Source organism: Pricia antarctica (assembly GCF_900101815.1).
GTDB classification, from domain to species: Bacteria; Bacteroidota; Bacteroidia; order Flavobacteriales; family Flavobacteriaceae; genus Pricia; species Pricia antarctica.
The window spans coordinates 80,432-98,742 of sequence record NZ_FNAO01000006.1 but is presented as its reverse complement, the minus strand read 5'-3'; the positions used below and the strand labels follow the sequence as shown (position 1 = coordinate 98,742).

General features: G+C 45.9%; 14 protein-coding genes. 9 read left to right on the top strand and 5 right to left on the bottom strand.

Annotated elements, in window-relative coordinates:
* Window positions 1–93 precede the first annotated feature (93 nt).
* Entirely contained in the window at window positions 94–588 is a 495-nt protein-coding gene (locus BLT07_RS12465; RefSeq protein ID WP_091869169.1) for an RNA polymerase sigma factor, read from the top strand.
* Window positions 589–593: 5 nt separating this feature from the next.
* Window positions 594–1,250 carry a hypothetical protein gene (locus BLT07_RS12460; RefSeq protein ID WP_245726534.1) on the top strand — a complete coding sequence of 219 codons (657 nt, stop codon included), beginning with the start codon at window positions 594–596 and terminating at the stop codon, window positions 1,248–1,250.
* A 9-nt stretch (window positions 1,251–1,259) separates the two neighbouring features.
* Here the strand turns inward: BLT07_RS12460 and BLT07_RS12455 are convergent, their stop codons facing one another.
* Both BLT07_RS12455 and BLT07_RS12450 read right to left on the bottom strand, forming a co-directional pair.
* A complete protein-coding gene (locus tag BLT07_RS12455) occupies window positions 1,260–2,075 on the bottom strand; it encodes a lysophospholipid acyltransferase family protein (protein ID WP_091869168.1) in 816 nt (271 codons plus the stop codon).
* A 173-nt stretch (window positions 2,076–2,248) separates the two neighbouring features.
* Window positions 2,249–2,854 carry an NUDIX hydrolase gene (locus tag BLT07_RS12450; RefSeq protein ID WP_317040762.1) on the bottom strand — a complete coding sequence of 202 codons (606 nt, stop codon included), beginning with the start codon at window positions 2,852–2,854 and terminating at the stop codon, window positions 2,249–2,251.
* Between the two features lie 43 nt (window positions 2,855–2,897).
* Between BLT07_RS12450 and BLT07_RS12445 the strand changes: the two genes are divergently transcribed.
* Window positions 2,898–3,623 carry a peptidylprolyl isomerase gene (locus tag BLT07_RS12445; protein WP_091869164.1) on the top strand — a complete coding sequence of 242 codons (726 nt, stop codon included), beginning with the start codon at window positions 2,898–2,900 and terminating at the stop codon, window positions 3,621–3,623.
* Window positions 3,624–3,673: 50 nt separating this feature from the next.
* Here BLT07_RS12445 and BLT07_RS12440 read toward each other — a convergent pair whose 3' ends face one another.
* Window positions 3,674–4,288 (bottom strand): trimeric intracellular cation channel family protein, encoded by a 615-nt coding sequence (locus BLT07_RS12440; RefSeq protein WP_091869163.1) that lies wholly within the window; start codon window positions 4,286–4,288, stop codon window positions 3,674–3,676.
* A 480-nt stretch (window positions 4,289–4,768) separates the two neighbouring features.
* On the opposite strand from BLT07_RS12440, the gene BLT07_RS12435 reads away from it, so the two are divergent.
* From BLT07_RS12435 to BLT07_RS12410, 6 genes are all read left to right on the top strand, one after another.
* A complete protein-coding gene (locus tag BLT07_RS12435; protein ID WP_091869161.1) occupies window positions 4,769–5,311 on the top strand; it encodes a hypothetical protein in 543 nt (180 codons plus the stop codon).
* A 409-nt stretch (window positions 5,312–5,720) separates the two neighbouring features.
* Window positions 5,721–7,910: a M28 family metallopeptidase gene (locus tag BLT07_RS12430; RefSeq protein ID WP_091869160.1), complete on the top strand. Its 2,190-nt coding sequence runs from the start codon at window positions 5,721–5,723 to the stop codon at window positions 7,908–7,910.
* Window positions 7,911–7,924: 14 nt separating this feature from the next.
* Window positions 7,925–8,458: a DinB family protein gene (locus tag BLT07_RS12425; RefSeq protein ID WP_091869158.1), complete on the top strand. Its 534-nt coding sequence runs from the start codon at window positions 7,925–7,927 to the stop codon at window positions 8,456–8,458.
* 124 nt (window positions 8,459–8,582) lie between these two features.
* Window positions 8,583–8,816: a putative signal transducing protein gene (locus BLT07_RS12420; protein WP_091869156.1), complete on the top strand. Its 234-nt coding sequence runs from the start codon at window positions 8,583–8,585 to the stop codon at window positions 8,814–8,816.
* Window positions 8,817–8,878: 62 nt separating this feature from the next.
* Window positions 8,879–12,295, top strand: a complete 3,417-nt coding sequence (locus BLT07_RS12415) for a DUF7133 domain-containing protein (protein ID WP_091869154.1) — start codon at window positions 8,879–8,881, stop codon at window positions 12,293–12,295.
* Window positions 12,296–12,499: 204 nt separating this feature from the next.
* Window positions 12,500–13,690: a molybdopterin molybdotransferase MoeA gene (locus BLT07_RS12410; protein WP_091869152.1), complete on the top strand. Its 1,191-nt coding sequence runs from the start codon at window positions 12,500–12,502 to the stop codon at window positions 13,688–13,690.
* Window positions 13,691–13,905: 215 nt separating this feature from the next.
* Here the strand turns inward: BLT07_RS12410 and BLT07_RS12400 are convergent, their stop codons facing one another.
* Window positions 13,906–15,207, bottom strand: coding sequence for an amidohydrolase family protein (locus tag BLT07_RS12400; RefSeq protein ID WP_091869148.1), 1,302 nt, complete (start codon window positions 15,205–15,207; stop codon window positions 13,906–13,908).
* Window positions 15,208–15,223: 16 nt separating this feature from the next.
* Entirely contained in the window at window positions 15,224–18,214 is a 2,991-nt protein-coding gene (locus BLT07_RS12395; RefSeq protein ID WP_091869146.1) for an amidohydrolase family protein, read from the bottom strand.
* Between the last annotated feature and the right edge of the window lie 97 nt (window positions 18,215–18,311).

Sequence of the window (18,311 nt, the reverse complement as noted above, 5' to 3'; positions counted from 1 at the left end):
CAAAAGGTTTTTGTTAAATTGACCCCATTTCAGCTTTTTCTGTAACGAAGCATATAAAGACACTACTAATCGACAGCAACCTACCATCTTGACGTGAACAAAGACCTGGAACATCAATTTGTAACGGAACTCGAGAACAACCAGAACATTGTTCACAAGGTATGTACGCTGTACACCAATAATCGCGATGCCCATAACGACCTGTTTCAAGAAATTACCATTCAACTATGGAAAGCCTACCCCAAGTTTCGTGGGGATTCGAAATTCAGTACTTGGATGTATAGGGTAGCCTTAAATACCGCGATAACCCTTTACAGAAAGACAAAAAAAAGCATTCCTACCCAAGATTACGAATCGGTAATCTTCAAGATAAAAGCTGACGAATACGACGCGACCGAAGAAGAACAACTGAAATTGATGTACAAGGCCGTCAAGGAATTGGGCGATATCGACAAAGCCTTGGTCTTCTTGTATCTTGAGGATAAAAACTATCGTGAGATCAGTGACACTTTGGGAATCAGCGAAGTGAACGCCAGAGTAAAGATGAACCGGATCAAAATCAAATTAAGAACCATATTGAATCCATAGAAATTATGATGGATGAGCTAGAACTATTAAAGAAAGATTGGCAGCGAAAGGGAGAAAATCTCCCCAAGCTGACCTACCACGAAATCTATCGGATGCTCAGGAAGGAATCCTCATCCATCGTCAAATGGCTGTTCTATATCAGTTTAATTGAACTGGCGTTTTGGATTCTACTAAGTGCCCTGCCCTTTTTTTGGAAAAATATTCAAAAGAAATTTAACGATACTTATGGTGAGGGCGATGACGTTTTTTTTATTGCTTTCACCGTTCTTTCTATCGTGATAGTCTTGGTTTTTGTATACTATCTCTTTAAATCCTATAAAGCAATCTCGACGGTCGACAGTGTAAAGAATGTGATGGAGAGCATATTGCGCACCCGGCGTATCGTTCGCTATTATGTAGCATACAATCTGATTATGGTGGTAATTATTACCCTTCATACTTTTTATAGCCTTTTCACTCACGATGAAAAAACGATAAAATTGCTCGATACCCTAAAAGATAATGGATCGGAAATGCGTTTTTGGTTACTTTGCGGTCTGATAGTTCTCCTGGGCATCGGCTTTATGATAGGCTTTATCTGGTTGTTTTACCGACTGGTTTATGGTATTCTGTTGAAAAGGCTCAACAAAAATTATAACGAGCTAAAACGCCTTGAGGTGTGAGAGACCGAATTACACTTTTTTACGATTTCGAAAACGGCGCAGTTCGTTCTCTTGCTCATAAGCCATCAGATCTTTTTGCGGAATGACCTTTAAAAAGGAAGGATGTTGTTCGATGGCATACTCTAGTTTTTCGATGATGGCGTCGAAGGATTCGTTTTCATAGTCGATATCCAAAGGTTCCTTGATAACAATAGATTGGAGGATGCCCTTTTTCTTGATACGTAGTCCCTTTTTGTCGAACGAACGCCGAAAACCATCTATAACCACCGGCACGACGACAGGCTTGTACTTTTTGATGATGTGCGCCGTACCCTTACGCAAGGGCTTCCACGGTGTGGTAGTGCCCTGTGGAAAAGTGATGACCCAGCCATCGTCCAAGGCCTTTCCGATGCTTGAAATATCACTAAACTTCACCTTCCGGTTAATATCTTGACCCTCTGAACGCCATGTGCGCTCGACACTAATGGATCCCGCATAGGCAAAAATCTTGGTCAACAGGCTTTTTTTCATGGTTTCCGATGCGGCCACATAGTACATGTTCAACTTCGGGTTCCAGATATATCCGATATTTTTAATACTATCGACCCTTCCGCTCAAACTGGCATTGAACACGTGAAACATCGCCACCACATCGGCAAAATAGGTTTGGTGATTACTTACGAAAAGTACGTTTCTATCAGGAAGCGACCGTATAATCTCAGAACCGTCCACTTCAAGACTATTGAACTGTTTGTACCGCGAATGGGTCATCAGCCCCAAAATACGGATCAACCATTTTTTTAAAAACAGGATATGCCCGAACGGATTTTTTTTGAATAACCCCATAGGGTGCTAATGTACGAAACAATGGAGAAACCGGAAACAAGATTTGAGAATTGAGATATTCGTTGGAAGACAAATGACTGGATGCACGCTGCCCGGTGCTTGATAAAACAGATGTGTTTTAGTCCGATAAATAAGAATTCACCCTGCCTATCCAATAATCCAGTAATCTTACTTTACAGAACCCCCCGCAACAACGTTCTCATCTCGTTGAGCATCATACCGGTCGCGCCCCATACGGTATATCCGTTTAATTTAAAGGCAGGTACCGTAACATTTTGGGCGTACGAGGTGGTCAGGGTTTGGGTAAAAAGATTGGCATCGTCAAGTAAAGCGGACAAGCTCACTTCGATCAAGGCGGCAACTTCCGATTTTTGTGGTACAAAGGGCTCCCGTCCACGGTTATGATAAAGGCCCATAAAAGGCTTTACCTCAAAATTACTTGGAGGAATATATATCTCACTACATCCCTTAATTACTTCTATTTTTTCTGGGGATACCCCGACCTCTTCCCAAGTTTCACGCAAGGCTGTCGCCATTAAATCCGTATCCTGATTTTCGAATTTACCGCCAGGAAAACCAATTTGGTTGGAATGTACGTCTTTCGGATGGGGTGGACGTAAAATAAGTAGCAAATGCGTATTGTTTTGGCTATCGGGATAGAACAACGCCATCACCCCAGCCTTCTTCGGATTTTTTTGTTCCGATCTCGCCCTTTGCATTTCTTTCAATCGGAAATTCGGCGCCATTTTTATATGGGATGCTTCCCCAGGTAACGGCATTTGTTTTATTTTTGGGACCCGTAAAGCAAAATCATCAAAATTCATGGTACTTCACCGTTTTTTTACAGTTGCAATATTACTACTATTTTTTATGGCTTCCTGTGGGGATAATCCAAAAGGAAAGTCCGCAACGACTACCAAAACGGAAGCTGAAAAAGATTCAGTTACAATCGATTCCGCAAAACAAAAAAATAAGCAAAAAAAGGAAGAAAAATTTGTGCTGACCGATGAAAATGCCGTAGATTTCTTTTTCGAATACCAAAAAGACCTCAAAGTAAACAAGGTAAAAATCACGACCCGATTGGGCAGTTTTACAGTACAGCTCTTTGACGATGTGCCCTACCACAAGGCAAATTTCATCTATCTGACCCGAAAGGGCTATTTCAACGAAACACAATTCCACCGCGTGGTCAAGGATTTTATAATTCAGGGCGGTAATTCAGATGATATAAAAACAGGGAAAAAACGTAGTGAAATCGGCCGTTACCTGCTACCGCCGGATACCCGAAAAGGACACCGGCACGATCGTGGCACCCTTTCGATGCCCAGTAGCGAAAAAGAAAACAATCCCCATATGCTCGCCTCACCCTACGAATTTTTTATCGTAGTAACCCATCCTGGTTCCTATCATCTCGATGGCGACTACACTCCTTTCGGTCGGGTTATCGAAGGAATGGATGTGGTCGATAAAATCAACAGCGTAGAGGTCGGCGAAGGTGACTGGCCAAATCAGAACGTCTACATTCAAAAGGCGGAGGTTGTAGAGTAGTTGGTACCTGGATTTGAGCCTGAAATATCGACAATCGCTAACGCCAATGCTCACCTATTCCCATTCCTGTAAATATTCGGCAGCGAAATACCGAACCTGAGCGCCAATAAACGGACTACGATGATGACCGTAATGGCAATACTATAGGCATAGGCATCCTCAAAAGGCAAACGTATGAGAACAAAATAAATAATACCGCCCAGAATACAGGGAGTGGCATAGATTTCCTTACTGAAAACAGCGGGAATTTGATTACAAAGAATATCACGGATCACCCCCCCAAAGCAGGCGGTAATTGTTCCCAAGGCAATGCATATTATCGGCAATAGGTCATAGGCCAATCCCTTTTCTATCCCAACCATGGTAAACAGGCCGATACCGATGGCATCGAAAAGTAAAAGGGTCTTGCGAAAATTGTGCAGATGTTTTGCAAAAAGTACCGCAAATATCACCGTGCCGATAATGATTGAAATATAACTGTAATCCCGCATCCAAAATACCGGGGTGCTACCGATCAGCAGGTCCCGTAACGTGCCTCCCCCAACAGCGGTAACAAATGCGATGATGAGGACCCCAAACATATCCAGCTTTTTTTCCATGGCGACCAGCACGCCCGAAATGGCGAAGGCAATGGTTCCTAGAAGATCGATGATGAAGTAGAACATGAGGCGGTCAGGTTTACAGTTTGAAAGTTCGAGGTTATGCGGTCAATAGCTCAATTTTTGCCTTTTTGTCACCTCTTGATTTGATCGCTCAAAGATACGATTACATTATGATTGCCGTTGCGTTTGAAGCCAAGCGTACATTTTCTAAAACCGTACATACTATCAATAAATACCTCCCGATCAAGGAAAGAGGCCTTTTGTAAATATTACCCTACGCAATACGCCATGCGTCATATACAGGATTGTGAGAGAACTAATTATATACCGTATTGTTAATAAGTTATCGATAACAATTAACAACTTTCTCTGCCACCGACCGGTAGGGCTCCATCGACGAAATACATCTTTTTACAGCCTGTAAAATAGGATTACAACCAGTTATGGAGTCAAAATTTTTACTCAAAACGCTAAATTGCAGCTTCCAATCCAGATACTTTTGCCCTGGTTATTTCAATACTCATCAAAACTGTCCCCATAGGAATGAACACCGCACCTACCTCATCCGATTTAAGCCGAGTTAAACCTACCGGGGCAACCTTCAAAAAAACAAAATATCGGTATCGCTTGGTAGATTATAAGAACGAACAGCACAAAACCGATATATTGCTGAGCCAAACTAAATGTAATTTAGAGGTTCTACCCGTTGGCATCATGGTTTTAGGTAATTTTACGGCCAATTTCCGTACGATTCCGGTAATTAAAGATGAAATCGAATCGATTACCCTTATCCGTGGAAAAGAAGTTATAGATACTTTTCCGCTTTCCCCTATGCACATTCTTTCCAAACTTGGTGTACCCAATTCTATTTCTCGGTACTTGAGTATTCTTCCATCAGAATATCGAATAAGCGAGACCCAGATTATTATCAAATGCAGGGAGTGTCAGTTGACCATGATAACCAGCGGCAATAGATATGAAAGTCTGCTTCGTTCCTTTAAAAAAGAAGGATACGACAAACAGCTCGACCTCATCGAAAAACCAAGTATCAATCTGCTCAGTTACAGTGCTGATTCTGTATTATAAAAGTCTTCCAATCCAAAACTGCAACCTTTCGCTTTTTCTTAGTGATTTCATTTAGACTTTTTCGTTTGCCTACGAATAGCACATTTTGAGGCCCTATTTCCTTATTTTTAAAAACCGTAGCCGCTGTCAAAAAATGGCTTCATCTGACCTCAAAAATCGATATTCTCGGTACCAAACAACACCTCTAATGAGTTCAGTTTAACTGGGTTCATTAGATTTTCCATATCAGGCAGAAATAGTGACTAAATACGTTGTCGGATACTTTCAAAAAAAATGGTATCTTCCCTCATCATCCGCGTTGGTATCGGCTTCCATCTCAACGTCAAAAACCAATTCGTAGTTGATGCGCGTTTGCAGCGCGTTCCATCATAGCATTTGCAAGGCTTTCCAAACGTCTAAATCAAAATCAATGCAACGAAATTTCTTTATCATCTTGTTTGTTACCGCAATTTGTACGGGCAATGCCCAAACCACAATCACCGGTTTCACCCCCGATAACGCTAAAAAGGAAATCGCCCTTGAAAAGGCCTTCGAGGGCAAACTGTCTGCCAATAATCTCGACTCATGGATGCAACGCATGTCCGCCGAACCGCATTGGGTAGGCACCGAATACGGACGCCAAAATGCCGAGTGGATCCAAAAGCAATTCAAATCCTGGGGCTATGACACGAAAATCGAGACGTATCATGTCTTGTTTCCCTATCCCAAGATACGGATACTCGAACTTACCGCCCCAACGACTTATAAAGCGAAATTAACGCCCGCGGCCGTCGAAGGCGACAAATATACCGCCCAGGGTGATGCACTTTTGCCTAGTTATAACGCCTTTTCGAAGGATGGTGATGTCGAAGCCGAACTCGTTTTCGTGAACTATGGCGTACCTGAAGATTATGAGCAGCTCGAAAAATTGGGAATCGATGTCAAGGGAAAAATCGTAATCGCAAAATACTACGGCTCATGGCGGGGCATCAAACCGAAGCTGGCCGCGGAAAAAGGGGCTATCGGATGTATTATTTACTCCGATCCCAAAGATGACGGGTATGTGCAAGGGGATGTCTATCCTAAAGGTCCCTTTAAAAACAAAACGGGCGTACAGCGTGGTTCGGTGATGGACATGCCTCTTTATCCTGGAGATGTGCTTACTCCCGGCTATGCGGCAACCAAGGATGCCAAACGTTTAAAAAGGGAGGATGCCCCTACCCTTACGAAAATCCCGGTGCTGCCCATTTCATACGAAGATGCGCAACCCTTGTTGGAAGCTTTGAAAGGACAGGTCGCGCCGGAAACATGGCGCGGTGGACTACCGATTACATACCACATCGGCCCCGGTCCGGCGAAAGTCCACCTAAAGCTTGAGTTCGACTGGCAGCTCGTACCCGCCCACAACGTAATCGCCACGATGAAAGGTACTGATTTCCCGGATCAATGGGTACTGCGCGGCAACCATCATGATGCTTGGGTACATGGCGCCAGCGACCCGGTAAGCGGGATGGTCGCCCTGATGGAAGAGGCCCGGGCCATTGGTGAACTCGCCAAAAATGGAGAGAAACCGAAACGGACTTTGGTCTATTGTGCCTGGGATGCCGAGGAGCCGGGACTTATAGGCTCTACCGAGTGGGTTGAGGACCATATCAAAGAATTGCAAGAAAAGGCGGTGGCCTATATCAACACCGATGGCAACGGACGCGGATTTCTTAGCGCAGGCGGCTCGCATACGCTGCAGGTCATGGTGAGTGAAGTCGCCGGAACGGTTACCGATCCGCAAAAAGGAGTTTCCGTCAAGGAACGGAAAATTGCACACAATCGTATCGACGGTGGTAGCGATGATTTTGAAATCTATGCCGTGGGTTCTGGCTCCGATTATTCCCCCTTTATACAACATGCGGGCATCGCTTCGTTAAATCTAGGATATGGCGGGGAAGATTCTGGCGGGGAATATCATACCATCTACGACACCTATCCCAATTACAAAAGATTTAAAGATCCAGACTTTGCATACGGCGTAGCACTCGCCAATACGGCGGGACGTATCGTTCTGCGTTTGGCCAATGCCGACGTGCTTCCCTTAGAGTTCGAACAATGGCACAAAACCGTTTCAAGCTATTTGGATGAGATAATGAAGGAAACAGATACCCTGCGTAAAACCGTCGAAAAACATAACAAAATGGTAGATAGCAATACCTTCGAACTGGCGGCAGACCCCAAGGAACCTTTTGTAAAGCCCGAAAAAGAGGAAGCTGTTCCTTATCTGGATTTTGCGCCGGTACAAAACCAGTTGGCCTCCCTTAAAAGCAGCATCGATACATTCGAATCCACCGATAAATCCAATCTATCTCCAGAAAAGCGCAACAAACTGAACCAAGAGTTGATGCAGGTAGAGCAAGTATTGACCACCGAAAAAGGACTCCCACGAAGATCTTGGTATAAACATCAGATCTACGCCCCGGGATTTTATACCGGATATGGCGTGAAGACCCTGCCTGGCGTGCGGGAAGCCATCGAGCAAAAAGACTGGAAAGAAGCTCAGGAACAGATTACGGTGCTGGCAGAAACTTTAGAACGGTTTAATAGGCATATAGAAAGTATGAACACGTTGTAAACAACCACAATTCAATGAACAAAAGTACAAAAAACGAACGCCCCGAAGTCTGGCTCAGAGGTCCGATCGAAGGCATTCCCGATCAATTGCAACCTGCTGCCCACGCCCTAGTACAATCCACCGAGGATACCAAAAAATATATGGACGGCTTTCCCGAAAACCTACTTTGGGAAAAACCATCCGGCAGGGCCTCCGTGGGATTTCATCTGCAACATCTGACCGGAGTGCTCGACCGCTTGATGACTTATGCCAAGGCGGAATCCCTATCCGAAGAACAGTTTGAATATTTACGCAATGAGGGAAATGCCGACACGAAAACGACATCGGCACAGCTGATAGAAAATTTTAAGCAAAAGGTGGATGAGGCCATACCATACTTTAAAACGTTGAACGGTTCCGATTTGATGGAAAACCGTAGCGTTGGCCGAAAAAAACTGCCGACCACAATCCTCGGCCTTCTCTTTCACGCGGCCGAACACAGCCAGCGCCATGTAGGGCAACTATTAGTGACGGTCAGCGTTTTAAAAAATTCCGAATTCAGTGAATAATCCTCGGGGCAAGCCTACACGAATTAAACCCAATATTCATTAAAAAATCAGTGTTGTCGGGTAATAACTAAAGATTTTTAGAAACTTATTGCTACTTTAGTAGCTGTTTTTCAAAAATAGGAATATGAGCTCTGACTACATTAAAATCTACACCGGTAACCCGTTTATTACGCAATTGATTGTTTCGGAACTGCGGGAAATGGGCATAGAACCCATCGTAAAAGACGAATCGGAATCGGCACGTTTGGCAGGTTTTGCCGCTAATATCGATGGAGACAGGGAGATTCATGTAAACAATGATGAGGCCGAGAAGGCGCTGGCCGGAGTAAAACGCGTTTTAGCGGATAATAAGGAATAAATTTTCCCTTTCGACACTATGTACCCCTTCACCTATCATCTAATAATACGCTAATACTGACTATGAAATCGAACTTCAAACCCAATTCCCTCATTGTACTTTTTACCTCGTTACTCCTCTTCGTTTCCTGCGATACCACCCCAAAAAAACCTAAGGAAAAACCCTTGGTCATTCAAGAGGACTCCCTTACTGAAGTAAACAGGGCCAAAGAGATACGGGAAAGTATTACCCCAAAAATTGCAGAGGGCCTTGAACTTAAACTTTGGGCCTCAGACTCGTTGGCTCCCGATCCCATTGCGATGTCCATCGACAACGAGGGTAAGGTGTACCTGACCCGTACCAATCGCCAAAAAAATTCGGAGTTCGATATCCGTGGGCATCAAGATTGGATGACCGCCTCCATCGCCTTGCAATCCGTAGAACAAAGGCGCGAATTTCTGCACGCGACCTTTGCGCCCGAAAAGAGCGCAGAAAATGAATGGCTTGCCGACCTGAACGGAGACGGCTCACACGACTGGAAAGATCTCGCCGTTGAAAAAGAGGAAGTGTGGATGTTGGAAGACAGCAATAATAACGGTACTGCTGACCGATCTACCCGCATTCTCGAAGATTTCAACGAAGAGATTACCGATGTTGCCGGTGCTTTACTCGTTCGCGACAACGATGTTTTTGTAGGCGTAGGTCCCGATATGTGGCGGCTTACCGATACCAACAATGATTTAGTTTTGGACGAAAAAACATCCATTTCCCATGGTTTCGATGTACATATCGGCTTTGGCGGACACGGCATGTCCGGTGCCATTGAGGGTCCGGATGGAAAAATCTACTGGGGCATCGGCGATATCGGCGCTAATATTACGGATCAAAAAGACATTGAACATTTCTATCCCAACCAAGGGATCATCGTACGCAGCAATCCCGATGGCAGCGATTTCGAGGTTTTCGCCCATGGTCTTCGCAATACCCACGAATTCGTTTTCGATGCCTATGGCAATATCATTTCTTCGGACAACGATGGCGACCACGCGGGAGAAAGCGAGCGTTTGGTGCATGTCGTAGAAGGGTCCGATGCCGGATGGCGCTCCAATTGGCAGTATGGAAAATATACGGACCCCCAGAACAACGGCTACAATGTTTGGATGGATGAAAAAATGTTCACCCCCAGATGGGAAGGTCAGGCGGCCTATATCATCCCTCCTATCCAAAATTTCCACAATGGTCCAACGGGCATGCAATATAATCCTGGAACGGCCTTAGGTAAAAAGTGGTTGGACAAGTTTTTTCTGGTCGAATTTGTCGGCAATCCCGATCGATCACATATTTGGGCCTTTGATCTAAAACCAAAGGGTGCCAGTTTTGAATTGGACACCGACGAAAGCATCTTGAGCGGGGTTTTGCCGACCGGTATCGAATTCGGTCCCGATGGCGCCCTTTATGTGGCAGATTGGATCAATGGATGGAACACCAAAAACTACGGCCGCGTCTGGAAGCTTGACGTTACGGATACTGAAAATGACCTCGCCAAACAGCGTCAAGAAACCGAGCGGTTGATGACCTTGGACTACGAAGACCAATCGACGGACAAATTGGTAGCATTGCTCGCCTACCCCGATATGCGCATCCGTCAAAAAGCGCAGTTCGCCTTGGTGAAAAGCGGTTCAGGAGATACAGCTTTTAATGGGGTGATCAAGGATGGTAAAGACCAGCTCGCGCGCATTCACGCTATCTGGGGTATCGGTCAGCTCGCCGCAAACGATTTGGACAAGGCTGAACCACTTACGGGACTTTTGTCGGACAAAGATCCCGAAATCATCGCGCAAGCCGTGAAAATATTAGGGGATGTTAAATATAAGGACGCAGGACCGGAGTTGATTCCCCTTCTAAAAAACGTAAATCCGAGAATCAAGTTCTTTGCGGCGCAAGCTTTAGGGAGAATACACCAAGAATCGGCCGTACAACCCCTATTGGATATGATTGCCGCAAACAACGACAAAGATCTATACCTACGACACGCCGCTGTGCTCGCACTTTCGCGAATAGGAAAAAAGGAACCGATAGTTGCCTTGGCGGATAATCCCGACCGCAGCCTTCGCATTGCCGCGGTTTTGATCCTGCGCAAATGGCAGGACCCACGCGTAGCAAAATTCCTCCAAGATAAGGACGAATACATCGTCACCGAAGCCGCTCGTGCCATCAACGACGATTGGTCCATCGAAAAAGCCCTTCCGGAATTGGCGGAGGTATTGACCGTTGAAAAATTCACCTCCGAACCTTTGTTGCGTCGGGGTATCAACGCGGCACTACGGGTCGGTAGCGACCCGGCATTGGAAAATCTGCTTGCCTTTGCCAAAAGAAAAAGTGTGTCGGATACTTTAAGGGGAGAGGCTCTGGCGGCCATTGGTACTTGGGCCGAACCTTCCGTACTCGATAGGGTCGATGGCCGATATAGAGGCGAGATAAAACGGGACGCTAATACGGTCAAGGAGAAAATCGAGAAGGATATTCCTATATTTTTGGAGGATAAAAATCCTGAAATTCTGATAGGTATTTCGAAGACCTTGGCCAATCTTGGTATCGATTCCCACAATAAAAAATTGCTTCAGATAATGCGGACAAACCAATCCGCTGACGTTCGTTCCGCTGCCTTAAAGGCTCTAGGTCGGCTACAATTCACGGATATCGAAACCGCCATGGCCCTAGGTATGCAAGATAAAGACCAACAAGTTAGGGCTACCGCTTTGGGACTGATTCCCCAAATGGATATTTCGAAGGAAAAACTTCCGGCCATCGTCAATCCGATTTTCAAAAAGGGATCGGTACGCGAACAGCAAGAGTTGTTGAGTGTTTTGGGGAAACTCCCCTTGGAAAAAAGTGGCGATGTCCTAGAAAAATTAATTGCCCAAGCAAATGCCGATCAGCTAGATGAAAGTATCGTGCTTGACTTGACCGAAGCCGTTAAAGCCACAGATTCCGAAAAATTGATCGCCCAATTGGACACCCCAAAAGACAGCGGCGACCCATTGGCCGCCTACGAAGAAACCCTGCAAGGGGGTAACGCCCGACAGGGATGGCGAGTCTTCAACAACAACCCCACTGCCCAGTGTACGCGTTGCCATGCCGTTGGCGCAGCCGGAGGCGACGTAGGTCCACACTTGGAAAATATCGGAAACACGCTGACCCGAGAACAGCTTCTAGAAGCATTGATCGAACCAAGCGCACGTTTGGCACCCGGATACGGTAGTGTGGCCCTGACCTTAAAAGACGGTCAAAAAGTAAACGGCATTTTGGAGGAGGAAACCGAAGAAGGACTCACCCTTCGAACCAATGCCGCCGAACCTTTGGAAATTCCAGCTGCTCGCATCGAAAAAAGGGAAAATATGCCATCGGCGATGCCTGCTATGGGCAAGCTGATTACGAAACGGGAGTTGCGTGATCTGATCGAATATTTAGCCGGGCTCAAAGAAGAAAAAAGTTCTTGATTATAGACGACAAATCTGGCTGGGGACTCAAAGCAAGTAATACGGCACTCTTCCCCGATTTCAGAGATTTCGCCGCCTGTTTCCAAATGGCGTTCAGCTTGGGGCGTTCCTCAGAGAGGGGATAAAAACCAGCCTAGGTAGGTTCGTTTCACGATTGCTAATTTGTGACCCAGTTTTTAAATCAAATAATCTTGTTACCGCACCATGATTTCTTTCGAAGAAGCATTCCAAAACGTTTTGGATCACCCCTTAAATCTAGGAAATGAACAGGTTACCTTATTGCAGAGTACCGGCCGTATTCTAGCCGAGGTTATCAAGGCCGATAGGGACTTCCCACCTTTTGACCGCTCTACCAAAGATGGTATTGCCATTCATTTTTCCGCCATCGAACAGGGAAACGACCGCTTTAAAATCGTGGGGACTTTAAGCGCAGGTATGGCGCAACAAACGCTTTCTTCGGATGCCAACTGTTTTGAAATCATGACAGGGGCCGTACTTCCGAAAGCCGCCGACACCATCGTCATGTACGAAGAAACGGCAATCAAGGACGGATGGGCGATACTATCAAAAACACCAAAAAAAGGCCAAAATATACATAGACAAGGTAGCGATGAAAAAGCAGGCGCCGTGTTATTGGAGAAAGGCAGAAAAATAACCGCCGCTGTAATTGGTGTCCTAGCCTCGGTCGGCAAAACCGAGGTTTTAGTCAAAAAATTACCCAAAGTCTGTGTCGTTTCGACAGGAAATGAACTCGTCGAAGTTTCGGAAACTCCCTTACCTCATCAGATACGAAAATCTAACATGCTTTCATTAACGGCGGCTTTGGAAAAAATCAAAATTTTTCCTACACAATTACATTTGGCAGATGACCGTACGGTTGTTGAAAAGAAACTTCAAAAAGCCTTGGCGGAATTCGACGTACTGATGCTCAGCGGAGGAGTATCGAAAGGAAAATTCGATTTTATTCCCGATGCCCTGGAGGCCTTGGGTGTAGAGAAAATCTTCCATCGCGTGTCGCAACGGCCAGGAAAGCCTTTTTGGTTCGGCATACAGATAGCCCATAAAAAAGTGGTTTTTTCTTTTCCCGGAAATCCCGTATCCACTTTTGCGAACTATCACGTCTACTTTTTGCCGTGGTTGTCGAAAACATTGGGTATCGAAATGGAAAAACAACATGTAATTTTAGATGAGACTGTTCAGCCGCAATCCAACTTAACCCTTTTTCTTCAAGTACGAACGGAGCGGCGAAAAGGAAAGCTTCTCGCAAAATTAGTACAGGGCAACGGGTCGGGAGATTTAGTAAGCTTGGCAAAAACAGATGGATTCATTTGCGTGCCAGCAGGGGAAACAGAAATTGCGAAAGGGAATGCATTTGAGCTTATTTCTTGTGTTTAAATCGGGCCTTGATTTAGCCCGTTTTCAAAATCTGCTAGGTCTTCCATCTGCAGATTAACCATTGCCCCCGAATAGTCCATAGCAGCCCACATTGACAATTTTGCTACCGATAGCAAATACACAAAAGGTACTACCGCAATTTTAACTGCTTGGCAAACCTTGTGCCTCCTTTGCGACAATTGCCGATAAACCCCCATCCGGCTGGTAAAGTTTGCTCATCTCTGATTTCCCCTATACTTTCCAGAATATTTCCTCCATAGCGCCGTCTGGTGGGTTTCGAGGGAAATTTCACGGCCATCGATAAAGGCGTGGGTCAACTGATTGCTCCGCATATCAAGGGCATCGCCTTCCGATATAAAAAGCGTGGCACTTTTACCTTCCGCCAAAGTGCCGTAGTTTTCATCGATACCTAAGATTTTAGCGGTGTTACCGGTTATCAATTGAAGGGCTTTTTCTTTGTCCATTCCCTGCCCCACGAGCTGTCCGGCGTAGAAGGCCAGGTTGCGGGTCTGGAAGTTGGAGGCCTCTCCATTCTGTAATCCGACAAGTAATCCCGCATCGACCAAAAGTTTGGGCAATTTGTAGGGCAGGTCATAATCCTCATCCTCAAAAACGGGGAGGTTATGGGTCAACTGTGCGAGTACGGGTACCTTGTTCTCCTTTAGAAAATCGGTGATTTTATAAGCATGATAACCGCCTACCAATACAACGTTTTTTACACCCGCCTTTTTAGACAAGGTGATGGCATCGATGATTTCCTTCTCGCCATCGGCATATACGTATACTTTCTTGGAACCGTCGAAAGAACCCTGCATGGCTGCAAAAGCGGGATTCATATCTTCACCGTTACCATCACCGTAAGCGTTGGCATTCCTCAAGAATACTTCGACCTCCGTTACCTGTTCCTCATATTTTTCATTCGGTTGATAGCCGCGTTCCTCGCCCTCCCACCATTTTCCTTGTCGGAAGGTGTTCGGCCATCGCAAGTGAATACCGTCATCAACTTTTACCGCGGCGTCTTCCCAGTTCCAAGCATCGAACTGTACAATGGACGAGGTTCCGGAAATACGGCCTCCCATTGGAGTGATCTGCCCCAGCAACACACCATTGGGCCGCATGGATTCCACCACTTTCGATTCCGCATTATAGGCGATAAGGCTTCGCACATGGGGAATCATTTCACCCAGTTCTTCTTGGTCATCCGTAGCCCGTACTGCATCTATCTCGATCAAACCCAAGGAAGTGCTGGGCGCAATAAATCCGGGATACACATGTTTACCCTTGCCTTTTATCTGTGTACCATTTCTGGCAATTTTAGTCGTTGCGGGCCCTACAAAGGTCAATTTCCCGTCCTCGAACATGATCAGGGAGTTTTCAATAATCTCTCCATTGCCCAAATGTGCGGTCGCGCCTTCGATGACAACCGGCTCGGATTGAGATGGAGCAGGAGTTTGTTGGGCTGCCCCTGAAAATACGGTGCCCATTGACAGTACTATAAATTCTATTATTTTTTTCATAATCAACTATTACATTTTACTTCGCACCTACCCCACTCTCACAATGCATCGCCTCCTTCTTATCCTGCTTTGGTTTTTGGGTTTCTCCACCTTCGGCTTTTTCCTTTAGCATCATGTTGATGAGTTGGTTACGCTCTTCTTTGATGGCCTCGCGCTGTTGCTTGTCTTTTTCGAGATCGAAATAGGTAGCACCATCGATGACCGTTTTTTCGGCATTGGCGTAAACGGACAGTGGATTGTCGCTCCACAACACCAAATCGGCATCCTTGCCTTCTTTGATACTTCCGGTTCGATTGTCGAGATGTAGGAGTTTTGCGGGATTGATGGTCACCATTTTCCAGGCTTCCAGTTCGGTGATTCCCCCATACTTTATCGTTTTGCCGGCCTCCTGGTTCAGCCTACGGATCATTTCGCCATCATCGCTATTGATCGCCACGGTGATGCCTTGGTCGTGCATGATGGCTGCGTTATAGGGAATGGCATCGTTCACCTCGTACTTATAGGCCCACCAGTCACTGAACGTGCCGGCACCCACGCCATGCTCGGCCATTTTATCCGCCACCTTGTAGCCTTCAAGAATATGGGTGAACGTATTGATCCGAAACCCGAATTTCTCCGCGACTTTCATCATCATATTGATTTCGCTCTGCACGTAACTATGACACGTGATAAACCGATCGCCGTTTAATATCTCTACCAAGGTCTCCATTTCCTCGTCGGTGCGATAGGGTTCGCCGCTTTTCTTTTTGGCCTCGTATTCCTTCGCGCGCTGAAAGTAGTTCGTAAACACCTGTTCAACGCCCATACGCGTTTGAGGAAAACGGGTGTGGCTGTCCCAATTACTCTGTTTGACGTTTTCGCCAAGGGCAAACTTGATGAATTTCGGGGAGTTGTCATAGCTCATATGCGCTGCACTTTCTCCCCATTTCAATTTCAGGATAGCGGATTGCCCGCCGATAGGGTTGGCAGAGCCATGTAACAGCTGAAGGGAAGTAACCCCACCTGCCAAGGCATAATAAATACCAACATCTTCAGGATCGACTACATCGGTCATCTTTACCTCGGCGGATGAGTTCTGTCCGGCCTCGTTGATGGCCAAGGCTCCAATGTGGCTATGTTCGTCGATGATACCAGCCGTTAGGTGTTTGCCTGTCGCATCGATGACTTGGGCGTTTCCGCCACGGAGATTTTTTCCAATTTTGGAGATTTTTCCATCCTTTACAAGTACATCGGTGCTTTCGAGGATACCTGCATCCTCGCTGGTCCAGACTGTGGCGTTTTTAAAAAGGATATTTTCGGGTTTGGGGATGGAAGAATAGCCGTAGCCTACATTGGGATAGGTCACCGCGACCATTTCTGGAGCATCCTTTTCGTGGTCTTTCTTATCTTTTTTGTCCTTTTCGGATGTGTCCTTTTCGGTAAATGGAGAAGTTTTTATCGCTTTAAAAACGGTTTCGCTACCATTTGGAAGCACGGCCTTGCCGTTTAATTCATCCGAAGTTTTATTGATCAGGCCCGTCATGCGGTAGTTTTCTTCTCCGTCTTTTGTGGCGAAAGAAAGCGCCATCCACCCGTCGGCATAGCTGAATTTGGATTTCAATTTGGCGGTATCCTGTTTAACTTCCGCATTGGGACTTCCAGCTTCTCCCTTTATGGAAAGTTTGAAGGTCTGTCCGGATGCCGTTAAATCATATTCCCCACGGATATCCTTCAACGTCAAATCATTGACTACATTTTTAGTGCCTTGCACCCAGTTTTCGTAGAGTTCTGTTTCTTTGTCAAAAACATCCCCCGAAGTCACCAAGAAATTGGCATAACTGCCCTTTTGCAGCGTACCTATTGCCGCCGATTTTCCTAGAATCTGTGCAGGAACAGTGGTCAGCGCCTCTAAAGCCTTGGTTTTGGGAAGACCGTATGCAATGGCCTTCAAGAGTTTTTCCTTGAAGTCTGCAGGGGTTTTCAGGTCGTACAGCGTAAAGGAAAAAGCGATATCGTTATCCGCCAGGATTTTAGGATTGGCCGGAGCCTGGTTCCAATGCCGCATATCCTTTAAATTGACATATCCGGAAGCATAGGGGTCTGAAACCTCGTAGGCTTCCGGAAAATTCAAGGGCAGGATCAGTTTGGCGTTCGTCGCCTTGATATCGGCCACTCGCTCGTATTCGTCCCCACCGCCTAAAATCGCATATTGTATTCCAAAAGCATCCCCAATACCATCGGCCCGGATGACATTCCCCTTATCGTCTGCCCCGAATATTTGAACGAGCCCCTTGTTTTTATTCAGGGCTTCAAGAGAACGGTCCTTGGTCTCAATAGTACCTTTGGCGTACCAATCGGCATCATAATACATTTGACGCAACAGCGCCATTGCGCCCATCAAGGAGGTCGGATACGACTGTTTTTTTGCGATACTTTTTTCAAACGAGAAATACTGGGCAGATCGGTCATCTATGATGCGCTCGCCATCGTTTCCAGCACCGTTCAGTGCGACTAGCACTCCCGTTCCCCGAGCGATACCATCCTGTATGTGAGAGTTGACTACTCCAAAGCCCGCTTCCCTAAGGGTTTTGGCCACGGTATCATCGTATTCGAATTTAGCGACCGCCTCGTTTTCAGGCATGATATGGTCGTTCCAGTAGAAACCTTCCCGTGAGGTATCGAACTCCGCAGAACGCCCGTCCGATTTTGCTTTTTCCGGTTTTTCCACCCCGAAACCAGAATAAATATCGATAAAAGAGGGATAAACGGATTTCCCACTAATATCAATCACCACCGTATTTTTAGGTAGGGTCACCGATTGGCCGACGGCGACTACCTTGCCCTTTCGAAACAATAGCGTACCCCCATCGATAACCTCCGTGGGTGTTACGTGTATTTTAGCATTGGTAAGGGCGGTATAGTTGTTGTTCTCGGCCTTGACACCGTCATTTTTCGGAAAGTATTCCTGTGCAAAAGAAAAAGTAGAGCCCGCCAAAAGTGCGAGGACCAAAAGTTGTATTTTTCTCATTCGTCGTAGTATTTTTCGTCGGGTTTAAAATTAGGAAAAGAAATGGGAAGTACGAAGTCCGAAATTGTAGCTGGGTACGTTCATAAACTTCTGATTT

What these genes read in the sequence shown, in the direction of transcription:
- BLT07_RS12430 (WP_091869160.1), top strand. Translation starts at nt 5,721, where the DNA reads ATGCAACGAAATTTCTTTATCATCTTGTTTGTTACCGCAATTTGTACG.
- BLT07_RS12425 (WP_091869158.1), top strand. Translation starts at nt 7,925, where the DNA reads ATGAACAAAAGTACAAAAAACGAACGCCCCGAAGTCTGGCTCAGAGGT.
- BLT07_RS12395 (WP_091869146.1), bottom strand. Translation starts at nt 18,214, where the DNA reads ATGAGAAAAATACAACTTTTGGTCCTCGCACTTTTGGCGGGCTCTACT.
- BLT07_RS12440 (WP_091869163.1), bottom strand. Translation starts at nt 4,288, where the DNA reads ATGTTCTACTTCATCATCGATCTTCTAGGAACCATTGCCTTCGCCATT.
- BLT07_RS12450 (WP_317040762.1), bottom strand. Translation starts at nt 2,854, where the DNA reads ATGCCGTTACCTGGGGAAGCATCCCATATAAAAATGGCGCCGAATTTC.
- BLT07_RS12460 (WP_245726534.1), top strand. Translation starts at nt 594, where the DNA reads ATGATGGATGAGCTAGAACTATTAAAGAAAGATTGGCAGCGAAAGGGA.
- BLT07_RS12400 (WP_091869148.1), bottom strand. Translation starts at nt 15,207, where the DNA reads ATGAAAAAAATAATAGAATTTATAGTACTGTCAATGGGCACCGTATTT.
- BLT07_RS12415 (WP_091869154.1), top strand. Translation starts at nt 8,879, where the DNA reads ATGAAATCGAACTTCAAACCCAATTCCCTCATTGTACTTTTTACCTCG.
- BLT07_RS12455 (WP_091869168.1), bottom strand. Translation starts at nt 2,075, where the DNA reads ATGGGGTTATTCAAAAAAAATCCGTTCGGGCATATCCTGTTTTTAAAA.
- BLT07_RS12420 (WP_091869156.1), top strand. Translation starts at nt 8,583, where the DNA reads ATGAGCTCTGACTACATTAAAATCTACACCGGTAACCCGTTTATTACG.
- BLT07_RS12410 (WP_091869152.1), top strand. Translation starts at nt 12,500, where the DNA reads ATGATTTCTTTCGAAGAAGCATTCCAAAACGTTTTGGATCACCCCTTA.
- BLT07_RS12435 (WP_091869161.1), top strand. Translation starts at nt 4,769, where the DNA reads ATGAACACCGCACCTACCTCATCCGATTTAAGCCGAGTTAAACCTACC.
- BLT07_RS12445 (WP_091869164.1), top strand. Translation starts at nt 2,898, where the DNA reads ATGGTACTTCACCGTTTTTTTACAGTTGCAATATTACTACTATTTTTT.